Source organism: Microvirga medicaginis (assembly GCF_052658925.1).
Genome location: NZ_JBQWEL010000014.1, coordinates 69,496 through 84,860, shown reverse-complemented (window position 1 = coordinate 84,860; position 15,365 = coordinate 69,496). Strand labels below are relative to the sequence as shown.

Genomic DNA, 15,365 nt, shown 5'->3' with positions numbered 1-15,365 from the left:
CATCACACCAAAACCGGCTGCGCAACTTGCGCACCAACACGGAACACGCGCTTATAACGCTCGATTTCCCTTTCCGGACCCAGAGCCTTCGTTGGATTGTCGGAAAGCTTCACGGTCGGACGTCCATCCGCCGAGATGACCTTGCAGACGATAGAGATAGGGTCAAGTCCACCTTCAGGAGCAAGGCCGCGGAAGTCGTTCGTCAGCAGCGTGCCCCAGCCGTAGCCGATGCGCATGCGGCCGCGGAAATGCTGGTGGATCCTTTCAATCAGATCCACATCCAGACCGTCGGAGAAGATCGCGAGTTTCTCCTTCGGGTTCTGCCCGCGCTGCTGCCACCATGCAATCGCCTCCTCGCCGCCTTCGATGGGATCCTTGGAGTCGATACGGATACCCGTCCAGGATGGCACCCAATCGGGAGCGTTCTGGAGGAAGTTCGTCGTGCCGTAGGTATCAGGCAGGATCACGCGCAGGTTGCCCTCATAATCTTCCTGCCAATCGGCCAAGACGCGATAAGGAGATTGCGCCAATTCCTCATCACTGTCGGTGAGCGCCGCATAGACCATGGGAAGCTCATGGGCATTGGTGCCCACCGCCTCGACCTCACGCCGCATGGCGATGAGGCAGTTGGAGGTGCCGAGGAAGGATGGTCCAAGTCCTTCGCTCATCGCCTGCACGCACCAATCCTGCCAGAGGAAACCGTGGCGACGGCGAGTGCCAAAGTCGGAGATGGAGAGATCAGGCAGTTTTCTGAGCCGTTCGATCTTCTCCCACACACGTGTCATGGCGCGGGCATAGAGCACCTGGAGTTCGAACTTGCCCATGCCTCTCAACACGCCACGCGAGCGCAGTTCGTTGAGAATGGCGAGAGCCGGGATCTCCCACATGGTGGTTTCGATCCAGGGGCCGTGGAAGGTCAGCACATATTGACCGTCTTCCTTTTCCAGCAAGTATTCAGGAAAACGGAAGGTCTCGAGCCAGTCCATGAATTCCGGCGAGAACATCTGGCGCTTGCCGTAGAAGGTGTTGCCGCGCAGCCAGGTAGATTCACCGCGCGTCAGGGAGAGGCTGCGCACATGATCGAGCTGCTCACGCAACTCGCCAGCATCGATGATGTCAGCCAACCGGATCCGGGTGGTGCGGTTATGGATGCCGAAGGTGACCTGCACGTCCCGATGGCGGCGAAAGATCGTCTGCGCCATCAGGAGCTTGTAAAAATCCGTGTCCAGGACCGAACGCACGATCGGGTCGATCTTCCAGGTATGATTATAAACCCTGGTTGCGATGTCCGCCATCGCCTGCTCCTAGCCGTTTCAGGAGGCAGGACAATAGCGAAGGCTTCGGGCCGAAGAAAGGGTGGTCGGCTCCAATCCTTGCTTCATGGGGGCAGAACATCAACCTGGATGGAGGAATAATAGGCGGCGATATCGGCCATGTCCTGGTCCGACAGGTCTTTCGCTACAATGTTCATGGTCTCGTTCTTTCGCGCGCCGGATTTGTACTCCGCCAGCGCTTTGACGAGGTAACCTTCGATCTGCCCCGCCAGGTTCGGAGCTTCAGGATTCTTCGAGACGCCGTCCAGACCATGACAGGCTTGGCACGTGGTAATCTTCTGGCGCCCTGCTCTGGCATCCGCCGCATTGGCCGTCGCGCCGGCAAGCGAACTCAGGAGAGCCCCGGCAAATGCCAAGGCATAAGCTTTCTTCATGCTATTTCCTTTTGAGGAGGGAACAGGCGCGCCGATGAGCGCGCCTGCCGAGACAGCCTTATTGGCCTTCATAGGAGATTCGGTAGATCGCACCTGCCGTGTCATCGGAGACGAGGAGCGATCCGTCGAGGAGCACTGCCACATCGACCGGACGACCGAGATATTCGCCGTTCTCATTAAGCCAGCCTTCGGCGAAGACCTGCGGCTTGTCCGCCGTGCCGTCGGGCTTGAGCGGCGTGAACATCACCCGCGCCCCTACCGGCTTTGTCCGGTTCCAGGAGCCATGCTGTGCCGAGAAGATGCCGCCCTGATAGGACCGGGGGAACATCTTGCCCGTATAGAAGGTGAGGCCAAGATCCGCCGCATGCGGTGTCATCTCGGCCTGGGGCGCAACGGTGCCAGCCGGAACTTGGTCATCCTTGTACTCGACGGTCCGAACCATGCCGCCGCCGTAATAGGGGAAGCCGAAGTTCTGGCCCATTTGAACGGCGCGGTTGAGTTCGCCGGGAGGCTGGTCGTCGCCCATGCCGTCGACCTGGTTATCGGTGAACCACAGGGACTTGTCCGCCGGATTGAACTCGATGCCGACCGAGTTGCGGATGCCGGTGGCATAGACCTCGCGGTTCTTGCCATCCTGATCCATGCGGATGATGCCGCCGATGCCAGCCTTCCGATAAAGCTCCATCTTCTCCTTTGCCGGCACATTGAAGGGCTGACCGAGAGCAATATAGAGCTTGTTGTCGGGTCCGACCCGGCAAACGCGAGCGGTGTGATTGTAGCTTTCCTCACCGGGGGGAATCAGCTCGCCCTGCTTGACCACTTGGAAAGCAGCGACGTCCGGACCCTCATAGAAGAACTCGGCTGCCGGAAATTGAAGCACCCGGTTCTGCTCGACGATATAGAGAACGCCGTCGCGCGAGAAGCAGACACCATTGGGAATCTTGAACTGAACGGAGGGAGCAAACTGCTTCACCTCATCGGCTATGCGATCCTTGTCGCGATCCGTCACGACATAGACATTGCTCTTGCGCGTTCCGACAAAGACAACGCCCGCATTGGGTCCGACCGCCATGTGGCGTGCGTCGGGAACGATGGCATAGAGATCGATCTTGAAGCCAGCCGGCAACTTGATCTTCTCAAGGTTCTTGCGAATGGCGTCGGCACGACGACCTTCCTGAGGAATAGGCTTCGGCTCTTCCGTTCCCGTGCTCTGGAATGACGAAAGCTTCTCGAGATTGCTGGTCGGCGGCTGAGTGGCGGGTTGAGCGAAACTTGAAGACGCGAACGCTACAGTAGACACGGCGGCAAGCCAGATGAATTTCATCCTTCCCTCCCTGGGAACGCCCCTCTCGTGTTCTCATTTTTGACCTTCGGATCAACTCCGGGTTACTTTGTTTTATTGTGGTTGATTATATTCAAGCTAGGGCCCCAAAGAAAGAAGCAAATAGGTGGCATGAAAAAGGGCCGCTCAGCGGCCCTCATTGCTTGTTACTTTTATGCTTGATTAGCTCAGGTTGACCTTCGCCTGATCACCCGGACGCGGCGGCTGTCCCGTCAAGGCGGCCTTCGCATATCCGTAAAGGTGCACGACGGTCGAAGACGGGCTGTCCCAATATTCGCCCTTCGAGGGATGCACGCGGATCAGGGCGATCTGCGGATCATCCTTGCCTTTTGGGAACCAGGCCCGCAGGGGCTCCGACCATTTCTCCTCGATCTTCGCCTTGTCGCGCACGATCGCCGCCTTGCCTGCGACGGATATATAGCTCTGGCTCCTCGGATCGCTGTAGGCCAGGTTCACCTCGTTGTCGCGGGAAATCTCCGTCATCTTGGGTGATTGGATCTGTGTGAAGAACCAAAGGTCTCCATGCTCATCGGCCTCCATGCTATGCATGGGCCGGCTGTGCAGCGTGCCATCGGTGTCGACCGTCGTCATCATGGCGATCTTCACATCCTTGATCAGTTCATAGAGCTTCGCAGCGTTGGGATCGTTATGGCCGTGCTGGTGCATTCTCGTCTCCTGATTTCTTCACGTCATCCCGGGGCGGTGATGCGCGAGCGCAGCTCTCCGGTCGGCCGTTAGGGCCCCGAGGGATCGGTTGAACAACGGACAGGGTGACTTTTGGTTCGGATATTGCCTATGACAGCCAGACAACGCCTTAACGGATGAGCCATGAGCCTATACATGAAATTCAAGAGATTGTTGGATCGAAGCCCAGGAGCCTCCGTCGTGGCGAATACCCGTGAAGATGTTCTGCAAGCGCTCTCGACCGTACCGGTCGACGCCAATGGAACGAACCTCGTGGCGTCCGGACGCTTGTCCGATGTCCATATCGACGCTGCGGGGCGGGTGATGTTCTCGATCGCGATTGACCCGTCCGAGGCTCAGGCGATGGAGCGTGTCCGCCAAGCGGCGGCAGCAGCCGTTCAGGGTCTGCCGGGCGTGAAGGGGGTGTTCGCGAGCCTCACCGCCGACCGTCCGGCTGGATCGGGATCTCCGTCCCCTTCCCCGGCAGCCCCCCAGCGTCCACGGGCGGCCTCGCAGCCCAAGAACCAGCGCATTCCCGGCGTGAAGCATGTGATTGCTGTCGCCTCCGGCAAGGGCGGCGTCGGCAAGTCGACCACCGCCTGCAACCTTGCCCTTGGCCTCAAGGCTCTGGGCCTGAAGGTCGGCGTGCTCGATGCCGATATCTACGGCCCCTCGATGCCCAAGCTCTTCGGTATTCATGGCAAGCCGAAGCTGCTCGAAAACCGTATTCTCGAACCCATGGAAGCCTATGGGATCAAGATCATGTCCATCGGCTTCCTCGTGGAGGAGGAAGCGGCCATGATCTGGCGCGGCCCGATGGTCATGTCGGCGATCACGCAGATGTTGCGTGAGGTCGCCTGGGGCGATCTCGACGTGCTCGTGGTGGATATGCCGCCCGGCACGGGTGACGCGCAGCTCACGATGGCGCAGGCGACCCCCCTCGCGGGTGCCGTGATCGTTTCCACGCCGCAAGATCTGGCGCTCATCGATGCGCGGCGCGGCGTCTCCATGTTCAAACGCGTGGAGATTCCGATCCTGGGGATCATCGAGAACATGGCGACATTCGTCTGCCCCCATTGCGGGCAGACCTCGCATATCTTCGGCCATGGCGGCGCGCGCGAAGAAGCCGCACGTCTCGGCGTTCCTTTCCTCGGCGAGGTTCCACTCAACATGACGATCCGCGAGCTCTCCGATGCAGGACGCCCTGTTGCCGCAACGGATCCGGATGGGCCGCACGCCAAGATCTACAAGGATATGGCACAGCAGGTCTGGACAGTGCTGTCCGGCGGCGCAGCGGCTCGTCCCGCACCGCGCATCGTCATCGAGTAAATCTGCCATGGCGCCCTATCCCGCGACTTTGGGCGTCATTCTTGCCGGAGGGCTAGCGCGACGCATGGGCGGAGGAGACAAACCTCTTCTGATGCTTGAGGGCCGAACGCTTCTCGCTCACGTCAAACAGCGATTGGCACCGCAATGCGAGTGCGTGATCCTCAATGCGAATGGCGAACCGTCACGCTTCATCGCGACGTGTCTGCCTATCGTGGCGGACTCCGTATCAGATCATCCTGGACCGCTGGCCGGTATTCTGACAGCCCTTGAATGGACAGCCCAAAACCAGTCGGCGATCAAATGGGTCGTGAGCGTTCCATGCGATACGCCCTTCATTCCAGCAGATCTGGTTGAACATCTTCATGCCGCAGGTAGCACGACGCAATGTGCCATCGCCTACGCAGCTTCAGGACCACATGAGCACCACGCAATAGGCCTCTGGCCGGTCGCTCTGCGTCATGACCTGCGTCATGCGCTCACAGTCAAAGGCATGCGTCGTGTGGAAGACTGGGCAAAAGAGCATGGTGCAGCTGCGGCAATCTGGCCAGCCGAACCATTCGATCCTTTCTTCAACATCAACACGCCCGAAGATCTGGATGCCGCCAGTACCATGTTGAGAGATCCATCGCTCCTCTCTAGAAGACTTGGGAACGATGGGTGCGGAGAGCAGGAGGATTGCGATGGTTGAACTGGATCTGTCCGGTTTGAAATGTCCGCTTCCGGTGCTGCGGACCCGCAAGGCACTGATTGCCATGAACCCTGGCGACCGATTGCGCGTGGTCTGCACGGATCCCCTCGCCGGCATCGATGTGCCCAATCTGATCAGAGAACTGGGCGATACTCTGGTGGAGCAGCGCCAGGATGAGAAGAGCATCAGCTTCCTGATCGTCCGAGCAGGTCGGCCAGCGTAAAAAGGCCCGGCTGAGCCGGGCCTTTTGATTGACGTTCAGCTGAGTCAGGAGCCCTTGCGCAGACTGTCCTTCACACCGCCGACGGTGTTTTGAATCCGCCCTTCGGCCTTATCCATTTTGCCTTCGGCTTCCATCTTCGAGTCGCCCATAGCCTTGCCAAGCCCTTCCTTCGCACGGCCCTTGATGTTCTTCATGCTGCCTTCGCTGCGATCACGATCCATGTCCATTCTCCTCATTCTGGCGTCTGATAGAACAACGCCTTGACCAGGAGTCGAGTTTCAAGCTCGAGCATAAAGTAAAATTCACTAAAAATTCAAAATATCCGATGTTCACATCTACATCAACAAACCATCCAGCGATGGTTTTCCAATCAAAAATATCCGCCTCTGACATCAAGTAGGATTTTTTGTTTCCGCGGCAGATCCAGGGCCAGGTCTTTACTAGACACCTTCAGTACTTTACGCCCACGCCAAGTCAACATCGCGCGACCTTAAGTTTTATAAACACCTAGGCATGGACATCGCTCTTGGCCGCACTAGTTCGAATGGCCAGCGCTTAAACGTTATATAATTATGGAGCGTAAGTTCCTGTGTCCCCCGCTTCAAGGTCTCCTGAAAAGCCCTCGAAGGCAGTGCATCCGATAAATGCTCGGGTCAGTATCAAAAAGGCGGCCCAGCCTCTGGATCGCATTGCTCTGCTGGCGCATCAGCTCAGAACGCCGCTATCGGCCATCAATGCGCTCGCACAAGGCTTGATGCGGCGGTCAGAACGGATGAGCGGCGAGGATATCCGCAGCCGTGCCGAGAGGATATGGCGCGCCAGTCTGCGTCTGGACGAACTGATCGAGATGATCATGTCCTATACGCGCGCCAGCGCGGGCGGCATGCTTCTCAACCCAAGCGAGTTCAATCCGGAAGCGCTCATTCGGCGCGCCTGTAGAGAGCAGGGCAACCACGAGCCCGGGCGTCTTTTCAAGATCGATATCCAGGGCCTTCCTGAAACGATTGTGGGTGACCCTATCCTGCTGGAGCAGGCGCTCGTGATCGTGCTGTCCAATGCCATAAAATATTCACCGCCAGAACGACCTGTCAGGGTGACAGCGCGCGAAGGAAAAAACGGCATCGCGGTTCGAGTGAAAGACGAAGGAATTGGCATTTCCGAGAGAGACTTGCCTTTCCTCATGCAGCCCTTCTTCCGAGGCTGTAACGCCAGGGACTACCCAGGCACGGGTCTCGGCCTCAGCCTCGCCTGGCACATCCTCAAGCTCCATGGCGGAGGCCTTCAGATCGAAAGCAAGGAAGGGCGCGGAACAACCGTGACTCTCACGATCCCCGAAAGGAATATCACAGGAGCGCCCGGCACCCTTTAGCGAATGAGAATTGCGCGAAAGTCGTTCACGTTGGTCAAGGTCGGGCCTGTGATGACAAGCCTGTCGAGCTGGGCGAAAGCGGAGTACGCATCGTTGCCTGCAAGGTGCGATGCAAGGTCGACGCCTCTTTCCCGAGCACTTGCGAACATGGCCTGATCGAACCATGCGCCCGCATTGTCCTCTGATCCATCGATGCCATCTGTATCGCAGGCGATGGCAGCTATGCCTGCCTCTCCTCGCAGCGACAAAGCAAGTGACAACAGAAACTCCGCGTTGCGCCCGCCACGTCCCGCACCGCGAACGGTCACAGTTGTTTCGCCACCTGACAGAAGAACGCAAGGGGCTGCGACAGGCTCGCCATACATCCGCACAGATCGCGCGATACCCGCCATCGCGCGCCCGACTTCACGCGCCTCGCCTTCAATTGCATCGCCAAGAATGAGGGGTTTCAAACCAAGCTCACGCGCTCTCCCGGCTGCAGCATCCAGCGCCATCTTGGGAGTTGCGAGCATATGAACCACGCCGCCCTCGACCGAGCTTTCGACAGCGTTCGCGCGAATGGCCCTTACCACGTGGAGGGGAACATCGATGCTGTATTTGGCGAGGATCGACAAGGCGGTTTCAGGATTGACACGCTCGGGGATCGTCGGACCGGAGCCAATGCTTGAGGGATCGTCCCCCGGCACATCGGAGATGAGATAGGTGACCAGTTGTGCCGGACCGACGGCCGCAGCGAGCCTGCCTCCCTTGATCGCGGAGAGCGACTTGCGCACGAGGTTCATCTCGCCGATGGGCGCGCCGGATTTCAGAAGAGCCCGGTTCAGATCCTGCTTGTCGGCGAAGGTGATGCCGTCAGCAGGAAGCGAAAGCAGCGCAGAGGCCCCGCCAGAGATCAGGCAGACGACAAGATCGTCAGGCCCCGCTTCATGAGCCAGCACCAGAATGCGTTTGGCCGCATTCAGGCCAGCCTCGTCGGGAACCGGGTGCGCGGCCTCGACGATTTCGACGGAGCGGGTGGGCACCGCATGACCATAGCGCGTGACGACAAGACCTTCGCAGGTGCCTCCGGCCTTCGCCCATACCTCCTCGAAAGCCGCTGCCATCCGCGCAGAGGCTTTGCCTGCACCGAGAACGATCGTCCGGCCTTTCGGCTTGGGCGGCAGGCGTTCATCGAATTTTCCATCCGGAAGGGCCGTCTCCAGAGCGGCATCGAACAAGGCACGAAGGATCAGGGTATCGTCGGTCATCAGCAGACCTTACGCGATTCCGATCAGACTTGGAAACTCAGGAAAAGATTGGCTCAATCCCGAAATCCTGCTGAGACAAAGGGTTTGCCGGCTAAAAATATTGGAACAACCCGCAGGAGCCGGCTTGAACTGCTGGAATCTGTCATCTAGGCCCCATACAAGGATCGATGGAGTCCCACCTCGAAGGAACGCCTGCGAATGCGAGTGACCAGTCTGTACTCTCTCCGCCCCCAGGTCATGGGGGCGGCGGCATGATTCCCCTATCTCAGCTTCCGCTGGAAAAGGCGCGTTCCGTGCGCGTCATCCTCACCGACATCGACGATACCGTCACGACGGAAGGCATCATGACAGCCTCGGCCTATGCCGCGCTGGAAAACCTTCAGCGCGCTGGCTTCCTCGTCATTCCCGTCACAGGCCGCCCGGCCGGCTGGTGCGACCACATCGCTCGCATGTGGCCTGTGGATGGCATCGTGGGCGAGAATGGTGCTTTCTATTTCCGTTACGACCGCGAGCGGAAGAAAATGCAACAGCATTTCTGGGCCGCGCCTGAGGAGCTGAAGCGTAATCGCACCAAGCTCGATGCCATCGAGAAGGAGGTGCTTGAATCCGTGCCGGGTTCGGCCCTTGCCAGCGATCAGGCGTATCGCCTCGCGGACCTTGCCATCGATTTCTGCGAAGACGTTCCTGCACTTCCCGAATCGGAAGTAGACAGGATTGTCGCCATCTTCGAGCGCCATGGCGCACAGGCCAAGGTCAGCTCCATTCATGTGAACGGCTGGTTCGGCGACTATGACAAGCTCAGCATGGCCAAGACCCTGCTGGCCAATGTATTCAGCATGGATTGGGAAGAAGCGAAGAAGTCCGCGATCTATGCAGGTGACTCGCCCAATGACGAACCGATGTTCGCCGCTTTCCCGCTCAGCGTTGGTGTCGCCAACATTCATGCCTTCGAGCACCGGCTGACGAACAAACCCACCTATATTGCAGAAGGGCATTCCGGGGACGGCTTCGCCGAACTGGCTGAGATCCTCCTCAAGGCCAAGCGATAGGCATGCTGATTTCTGGTCCCGCAGCAGTGGGGATGATCATGGTCCCACTGCTGCCGGCCTTTCCTCTTCCAGAGGCGGTTCGTTCAATTCCTCATGCGTGTAGACATCCGTGCCTACTTCAAGCAATGGCCCGCAAGGGCCCCATTGCCGTGATTACATCTTCGTGTCGGAGAATATGGCTGGCCGGATCACCGATATGCGCGTCGATGTGGAAACGACTGCGTCCGATCATCAACCGGTGGCGATCACGCTCCAGGCGTAAGAGAAAAAGCCGGGCTGTGGTGCAGCCCGGATCTATTCGTTAGATACCCGCGAGGCAGACGTACTTGAGTTCGAGGAAGCCCTCGATGCCGTACTTGGAGCCCTCGCGACCCAGGCCCGACTGCTTGATGCCGCCAAACGGTGCCATCTCGTTGGCCAGCGCCGGCGTATTCACTCCGACCATGCCGCTCTCCAAGGCCTCCGCCACCCGCCAGACGCGGGCCATGTCCCTGGCGTAGAAGTACGAGGCCAGGCCGAATTCCGTGTCGTTGGCCATCGCGATCACCTCCGCTTCGTCCTTGAAGGCGATGATCGGAGCCAGCGGCGCAAAGGTCTCCTCCTTCGTCACCTTCATGCTTTGGGTGATACCGGTCATCACCGTCGGCTCGAAGAAGGTGCCGCCCAGATCCGAGCGTTTGCCGCCAACGAGCACCTTGCCGCCCTTGGCGAGCGCGTCCTGGACATGGTCCTCCATCTTCGCCACGGCGCGATCGTCGATCAGCGGCCCCATGGCGACGCCTGCTTCCGTGCCTCGGCCGAGCTTGAGGCTCTTGGCTTTGGCGACGAGCTTCTCGGCAAAGGCCGCGGCCACGCTCTCCTGCACGTAGATCCGGTTAGCACAGACGCAGGTCTGGCCGGCATTGCGGAATTTTGAGGCCGTTGCACCCTCCACTGCAGCATCGAGATCGGCATCGTCGAACACGACGAAGGGGGCGTTGCCGCCGAGTTCCAGCGACAGACGCTTGATACTGTCCCCAGCCTCCCGCATCAGCCAGCGGCCGACATTGGTCGAGCCGGTAAAGGTGATCTTCGCCACCTTCGGGTTGTGGCAGAACTCCTCGCCGATGGGCTTTGCCTCACTGGTGGTGATCACCGAGAACGCGCCCTTTGGGATGCCCGCCCGCTCAGCCAGCACAGCCAGCGCCAGCGCCGAGAGCGGGGTTTGCGCTGCGGGTTTGAGCACCATGGTGCAGCCGGCAGCCAGCGCCGGGCCGACCTTGCGGGTGATCATGCCATTGGGAAAGTTCCAGGGCGTGATCGCCGCGCACACGCCCACCGGCTGTTTCAGCACCAGGATGCGCTGGCTCGGGTTGGCGCCAGGAATGATGTCTCCGTCAATGCGCTTGGCCTCTTCCGCGAACCACTCGATATAGGCCGCGTTCGACACCACCTCGCCCTTGGCCTCAGGCAGCGGCTTGCCCTGCTCGGTGGTGAGGAGGAGAGCGAGATCATCAGCGTTCTCGATGATGAGGTCATACCACTTGCGCAGGACCTGGCTGCGCTCCTTGGCAGTGCGCTTGGCCCAGGCCTTTTGCACCTCATGCGCCTTGTCGATGGCACGGCGAGCGGCATCCGCCCCGAGATCGGGCACGGTGGTGATCAGCGCCCCGTCGAAGGGATCGGTGACGGGAAGGGTCTTGCCGCCTTGCGCCTCCACCCACTCGCCCGCCACATAGGCCTGGGAGACCAGCAGGGACGCGTCCTTCAGGTCGGGAACGCGACGTTCCGGAGGATTGTGAGCAGTCATGGAGAACTCCAGCCTGGATGAGGGAAATGGTGACGAGGATATAAGCTCTTCGGCCTCCCATGAACACCGCGCCTCACGCCGGTCTGGGTTGCCGCTGGAGAGGAGACTTCATCGATCTTACACAAAGCCGTGACTTTCAGAAAATTTGCGACTTAAGGATGAACCGTAATCGCATTGCTAAGCCGCATAGCGCCGTTACCTTGTCTTGACCGGCTTCGTGGGGGGTTCCACCATGCCGTCCGATAAAGGCAGGACCAACCTGCCCCTCGAACAACACAGGGAAGGGATATGATGCGAGTTCTCAAGCCAATTCTGTTTGCCCTCAGCTGCACTGTTGCGGCGCAAGCGGCCTATGCCCAGCAAGCCTCCGACGGCGTGGTGAAGATCGGCATTCTGAACGATCAGTCCGGCGTTTATGCCGATTTCGGGGGCAAGTCCTCAGTGGAAGCCGCCCGCATGGCCGTTCAGGATTTCGGCGGCAAGGTTCTGGGCGTTCCCGTTGAGATCGTCAGCGCCGACCACCAGAACAAGCCCGATGTGGCCTCCAGCATCGCACGGCAATGGTATGATACGGAAAAAGTCGATGCCATTATGGAGCTGACGACCTCGTCAGTCGCGCTGGCAGTTCAGGGCCTGTCCAAGGAAAAGAAGAAGATCACCATGACCACCGGTGCGGCAACGACCGACCTCACCGGCAAGCAGTGCTCTCCCTACGGCTTCCACTGGGCCTATGACACCCACGCACTCGCCGTCGGCACCGGCGGCGCGCTGGTGGAGAACGGCGGCAATAAGTGGTTCTTCCTCACCGCTGACTATGCCTTCGGCTATTCGCTCGAAGAGCAGACCTCCAAATTCGTGAAATCGAAGGGCGGTCAGGTCGTCGGCTCCGTGCGCCATCCGCTCGCGGCCACCGACTACTCCTCCTTCCTGCTGCAGGCCCAGAGTTCCGGCGCCAACGTGATCGGCTTGGCCAATGCGGGTCTCGATACGGCGAACGCCATCAAGCAGGCCTCCGAGTTCGGCATTACTCAAGGCGGAACCCGTCTTGCGGCCCTTCTCTTCACCCTCGCCGAGGTGAAGGGTCTTGGACTCAAGGCCGCGCAGGGCCTGACGCTCACCGAGGGCTGGTACTGGGATCAGAACGACGAGAACCGTGCCTTCGCAAAGCGCTTCCAGGAAAAGACCGGCCGCATGCCGAACATGATCCATGTGGGCACCTACTCCACCGTGACGCAGTACCTGAAGGCGATCCAGAAGGTCGGCACGGACGAGACGGAGGCCGTTGCCAAGGCCCTGCACGAAATGCCGGTCCAGGACGTCTTCACCAAGAACGGCAAGGTGCTGCCCAACGGCCGTATGGTCTACGACATGTATCTCTTCCAGGTGAAGAAGCCTGAAGAGAGCAAGAGCGAGTGGGACTTGTACAAGCAGCTCGCCACGATTCCTGGCGATCAGGCCTACATGAAGGCTGCCGAAAGCGGCTGCCAGCTTACGCAGTAACTATGAAAAAGCGCGGCGAGGGCGGTTTGCGCTGCCCTCGCCGTTTTATTCGTGACCTCTTTATCGTTCGGGATTAGCGGCCGGCACATGGTCAGTACTCAACCGATTTTGAGCGCCACAGGCCTCACCATGGAATTTCGCGGCTTCGTCGCGGTGAAGGATGTGACGCTGTCTGTCAACGAAGGAACGATCCACGCCTTGATCGGCCCGAACGGCGCCGGCAAGACTACGGTCTTCAACCTTCTTACCAAGTTTCTTACGCCCACGCGTGGGCAGATCCACTTTCGTGGAAGCGACATCACGCGCCTGCAGCCCGCCGAAGTGGCGCGCCTTGGCCTCGTGCGTTCGTTCCAGATCTCGGCCGTGTTCCCGCATCTGACGGTTCTCGATAACGTACGCGTCGCGCTGCAGCGCCCGAAGGGCCTTGCGACGCAGTTCTGGCTTCCATCCGGCAGCCTCTCGGTTCTCGACGAGCGCGCGATGGAACTGATCGATGCGGTCAACCTCTCGTCTTACGCGCATCTGACGGCCTCGGAATTGTCCTATGGCCGCAAGCGCGCCCTTGAGATTGCGACAACGCTCGCCCTCGATCCGGCCATGCTCCTGCTCGACGAGCCCATGGCCGGTATGGGTCATGAAGATATCGGGCGCATTGCCGATCTGATCCGTCGCGTTGCCAAGAACCGCACGGTTCTGATGGTGGAGCACAATCTGAACGTCGTTGCCGATCTCTGCGACCGCGTGACGGTTCTGGCACGTGGCGAAATTCTCTCCGACGGTACATACGCCACCGTCAGCGCCGATCCGCGCGTGCGTGAAGCCTATATGGGGACTGAGCATGAGTAACGCGCCTCTCCTCGAAATCCGTGGGCTGAATGCCTGGTATGGCGAAAGCCATGTTCTTCATGGCGTCGATCTTGACATCCGCGAAGGCGAAACCGTGACGCTGCTCGGCCGTAACGGTGCGGGCAAGACCACGACATTGCGCGCCATCATGGGGATTCTCCGCCGCCGCGAGGGCGTGATCCGCCTGCGCGGAAAGGACCTCCTTGGCCTCCCCCTTCACAAGGTGGCGCAGGCGGGTATCGGCTACGTGCCCGAGGAGCGCGGCATTTTTGCCAGCCTCAACGTGGCCGAGAATCTGACGCTGCCGCCGAATGTTTCAGAAGGCGGAATGAGCCTGGACGAGATCTATACGCTCTTCCCCAACCTGCATGAGCGCCGATCGAGCCAGGGCACGAAATTGTCCGGCGGCGAGCAGCAGATGCTGGCGATTGCGCGCATCCTGCGCACGGGAGCGAAGATCATCCTGCTCGACGAGCCGACCGAAGGTCTTGCCCCCGTCATCGTTCAGCGCATCGGCGATGTTCTCGTCGCTTTGAAGAAGCGCGGCATGACCATCCTGCTCGTGGAGCAGAATTTCCGCTTCGCGCGGAAAGTCGCCGATCGCTTCTACCTCATGGAGGATGGGCGCATGGTCAATTCATTCCCCGGCCATGAACTCGATGCCCGCATGGATGAACTCCACGAAGTGCTGGGGGTGTAAAGTATGAATACGATTTTCGGCGTCCCCACTCCTGCCCTTTTCGGCCAGATTCTCATCGGCCTGATCAACGGCTCCTTCTACGCCATGCTCAGCCTTGGTCTGGCGGTGATTTTCGGCCTGCTGCGGGTGATCAACTTCGCCCACGGCGCGCAATACATGCTCGGCGCCTTCGCGGCCTATCTCCTGCTCACCTATGTCGGTGTCGGCTATTGGCCGGCTCTTATTCTCGCTCCCCTCATCGTTGGTGCGGTGGCGATCGTCATTGAGCGGTTCATGCTGAGGCGGCTCTATGGCATCGATCCTCTCTATGGTCTCCTGCTCACCTTCGGCCTGGCTCTTATTCTGGAAGGCGCCTTCCGCCATTGGTTCGGCGCGGCCGGCAAACCCTATGCGCCTCCGGCTGAGTTGACCGGCGCCCTCAACCTCGGCTTCATGTTCATGCCGATCTATCGCGGCTGGGTGGTCATTGCCTCGCTGTTCATCTGTATCGGCACATGGCTGCTGATCGAGAAGACACGGCTTGGCGCTTACCTTCGCGCGGCAACGGAAAACGCCACGCTTGTTCAGGCTTTCGGCGTGAATGTCCCTCTTCTTCTGACGCTTACCTACGGCCTGGGTGCAGCCCTTGCCGCGCTGGCAGGTGTCTTGGCGGCGCCGATCTATCAGGTCAGCCCTCTGATGGGTTCGAACCTCATCATCATCGTCTTTGCCGTGGTGGTGGTCGGCGGCATGGGGTCGATCCTCGGCGCCATCGTGACCGGCTACGTTCTCGGCGTCCTGGAGGGCCTGACGAAGGTCTTCTACCCGGAAGCCTCGAGCATCGTTATCTTTGTCATTATGGCCATCGTTCTGCTCGTCAGGCCGGCAGGTCTCTTCGGGCGGGAGGAGTAA

At 59.7% G+C, this 15,365-nt stretch carries 17 protein-coding genes; 10 read left to right on the top strand and 7 right to left on the bottom strand.

Going from position 1 to position 15,365, the window contains the following annotated elements; all coding sequences use genetic code 11:
- Positions 1-2: 2 nt before the first annotated feature.
- The 4 genes from pncB to ACUXUR_RS17625 form a co-directional block, all read right to left on the bottom strand.
- Positions 3-1,295 (bottom strand): nicotinate phosphoribosyltransferase, encoded by a 1,293-nt coding sequence (gene pncB / locus ACUXUR_RS17640; RefSeq protein WP_445503658.1) that lies wholly within the window; start codon positions 1,293-1,295, stop codon positions 3-5.
- A gap of 83 nt (positions 1,296-1,378) precedes the next feature.
- Complete coding sequence (locus tag ACUXUR_RS17635; protein ID WP_445503657.1) at positions 1,379-1,708, bottom strand: c-type cytochrome; 330 nt, start codon at positions 1,706-1,708, stop codon at positions 1,379-1,381.
- A 58-nt stretch (positions 1,709-1,766) separates the two neighbouring features.
- Complete coding sequence (locus ACUXUR_RS17630; RefSeq protein WP_445503656.1) at positions 1,767-3,032, bottom strand: PQQ-dependent sugar dehydrogenase; 1,266 nt, start codon at positions 3,030-3,032, stop codon at positions 1,767-1,769.
- 180 nt (positions 3,033-3,212) lie between these two features.
- The gene (locus ACUXUR_RS17625; RefSeq protein WP_445503655.1) at positions 3,213-3,716 is read right to left on the bottom strand and encodes a pyridoxamine 5'-phosphate oxidase family protein; all 504 of its coding nucleotides are present in this window, start codon (positions 3,714-3,716) and stop codon (positions 3,213-3,215) included.
- A 219-nt stretch (positions 3,717-3,935) separates the two neighbouring features.
- On the opposite strand from ACUXUR_RS17625, the gene ACUXUR_RS17620 reads away from it, so the two are divergent.
- Genes ACUXUR_RS17620 through ACUXUR_RS17610 form a run of 3 tightly spaced genes read left to right on the top strand, consistent with a single transcriptional unit; the run spans position 3,936 to position 5,974 of the window.
- On the top strand, positions 3,936-5,063 hold the full coding sequence (locus ACUXUR_RS17620) for an Mrp/NBP35 family ATP-binding protein (RefSeq protein WP_445503654.1): 1,128 nt from the start codon (positions 3,936-3,938) through the stop codon (positions 5,061-5,063).
- A 7-nt stretch (positions 5,064-5,070) separates the two neighbouring features.
- On the top strand, positions 5,071-5,751 hold the full coding sequence (gene mobA, locus ACUXUR_RS17615; RefSeq protein ID WP_445503653.1) for a molybdenum cofactor guanylyltransferase MobA: 681 nt from the start codon (positions 5,071-5,073) through the stop codon (positions 5,749-5,751).
- Positions 5,744-5,974: a sulfurtransferase TusA family protein gene (locus ACUXUR_RS17610; protein ID WP_445503652.1), complete on the top strand. Its 231-nt coding sequence runs from the start codon at positions 5,744-5,746 to the stop codon at positions 5,972-5,974. The genes mobA and ACUXUR_RS17610 overlap by 8 nt, the downstream gene beginning before the upstream one ends.
- A 44-nt stretch (positions 5,975-6,018) precedes the next feature.
- On the opposite strand, the gene ACUXUR_RS17605 is transcribed toward ACUXUR_RS17610, so the two are convergent.
- Positions 6,019-6,195, bottom strand: a complete 177-nt coding sequence (locus ACUXUR_RS17605) for a CsbD family protein (protein WP_445503651.1) — start codon at positions 6,193-6,195, stop codon at positions 6,019-6,021.
- A 368-nt stretch (positions 6,196-6,563) separates the two neighbouring features.
- Between ACUXUR_RS17605 and ACUXUR_RS17600 the strand changes: the two genes are divergently transcribed.
- Complete coding sequence (locus tag ACUXUR_RS17600) at positions 6,564-7,343, top strand: sensor histidine kinase (protein WP_445503650.1); 780 nt, start codon at positions 6,564-6,566, stop codon at positions 7,341-7,343.
- On the opposite strand, the gene ACUXUR_RS17595 is transcribed toward ACUXUR_RS17600, so the two are convergent.
- Positions 7,340-8,590 (bottom strand): glycerate kinase type-2 family protein, encoded by a 1,251-nt coding sequence (locus ACUXUR_RS17595; protein ID WP_445503649.1) that lies wholly within the window; start codon positions 8,588-8,590, stop codon positions 7,340-7,342. The two genes, ACUXUR_RS17600 and ACUXUR_RS17595, sit on opposite strands and share 4 nt — an antisense overlap.
- A 251-nt stretch (positions 8,591-8,841) precedes the next feature.
- Between ACUXUR_RS17595 and ACUXUR_RS17590 the strand changes: the two genes are divergently transcribed.
- Entirely contained in the window at positions 8,842-9,639 is a 798-nt protein-coding gene (locus ACUXUR_RS17590; RefSeq protein WP_445503648.1) for an HAD family hydrolase, read from the top strand.
- 109 nt (positions 9,640-9,748) lie between these two features.
- Positions 9,749-9,901, top strand: a complete 153-nt coding sequence (locus tag ACUXUR_RS17585; RefSeq protein WP_445503647.1) for a hypothetical protein — start codon at positions 9,749-9,751, stop codon at positions 9,899-9,901.
- A 39-nt stretch (positions 9,902-9,940) separates the two neighbouring features.
- Here ACUXUR_RS17585 and ACUXUR_RS17580 read toward each other — a convergent pair whose 3' ends face one another.
- Positions 9,941-11,428 carry an NAD-dependent succinate-semialdehyde dehydrogenase gene (locus ACUXUR_RS17580; RefSeq protein ID WP_445503646.1) on the bottom strand — a complete coding sequence of 496 codons (1,488 nt, stop codon included), beginning with the start codon at positions 11,426-11,428 and terminating at the stop codon, positions 9,941-9,943.
- Positions 11,429-11,719: 291 nt separating this feature from the next.
- Here ACUXUR_RS17580 and ACUXUR_RS17575 point away from each other — a divergent pair, with 291 nt between their 5' ends.
- The 4 genes from ACUXUR_RS17575 to ACUXUR_RS17560 all read left to right on the top strand — a co-directional run bounded on the left by ACUXUR_RS17575 (position 11,720) and on the right by ACUXUR_RS17560 (position 15,365).
- Positions 11,720-12,928, top strand: a complete 1,209-nt coding sequence (locus tag ACUXUR_RS17575) for an ABC transporter substrate-binding protein (RefSeq protein WP_445503715.1) — start codon at positions 11,720-11,722, stop codon at positions 12,926-12,928.
- Between the two features lie 87 nt (positions 12,929-13,015).
- Complete coding sequence (locus tag ACUXUR_RS17570; RefSeq protein ID WP_445503645.1) at positions 13,016-13,774, top strand: ABC transporter ATP-binding protein; 759 nt, start codon at positions 13,016-13,018, stop codon at positions 13,772-13,774.
- Positions 13,767-14,474 (top strand): ABC transporter ATP-binding protein, encoded by a 708-nt coding sequence (locus ACUXUR_RS17565; RefSeq protein WP_445503644.1) that lies wholly within the window; start codon positions 13,767-13,769, stop codon positions 14,472-14,474. The genes ACUXUR_RS17570 and ACUXUR_RS17565 overlap by 8 nt, the downstream gene beginning before the upstream one ends.
- A gap of 3 nt (positions 14,475-14,477) precedes the next feature.
- Positions 14,478-15,365, top strand: a complete 888-nt coding sequence (locus tag ACUXUR_RS17560) for a branched-chain amino acid ABC transporter permease (RefSeq protein WP_445503643.1) — start codon at positions 14,478-14,480, stop codon at positions 15,363-15,365.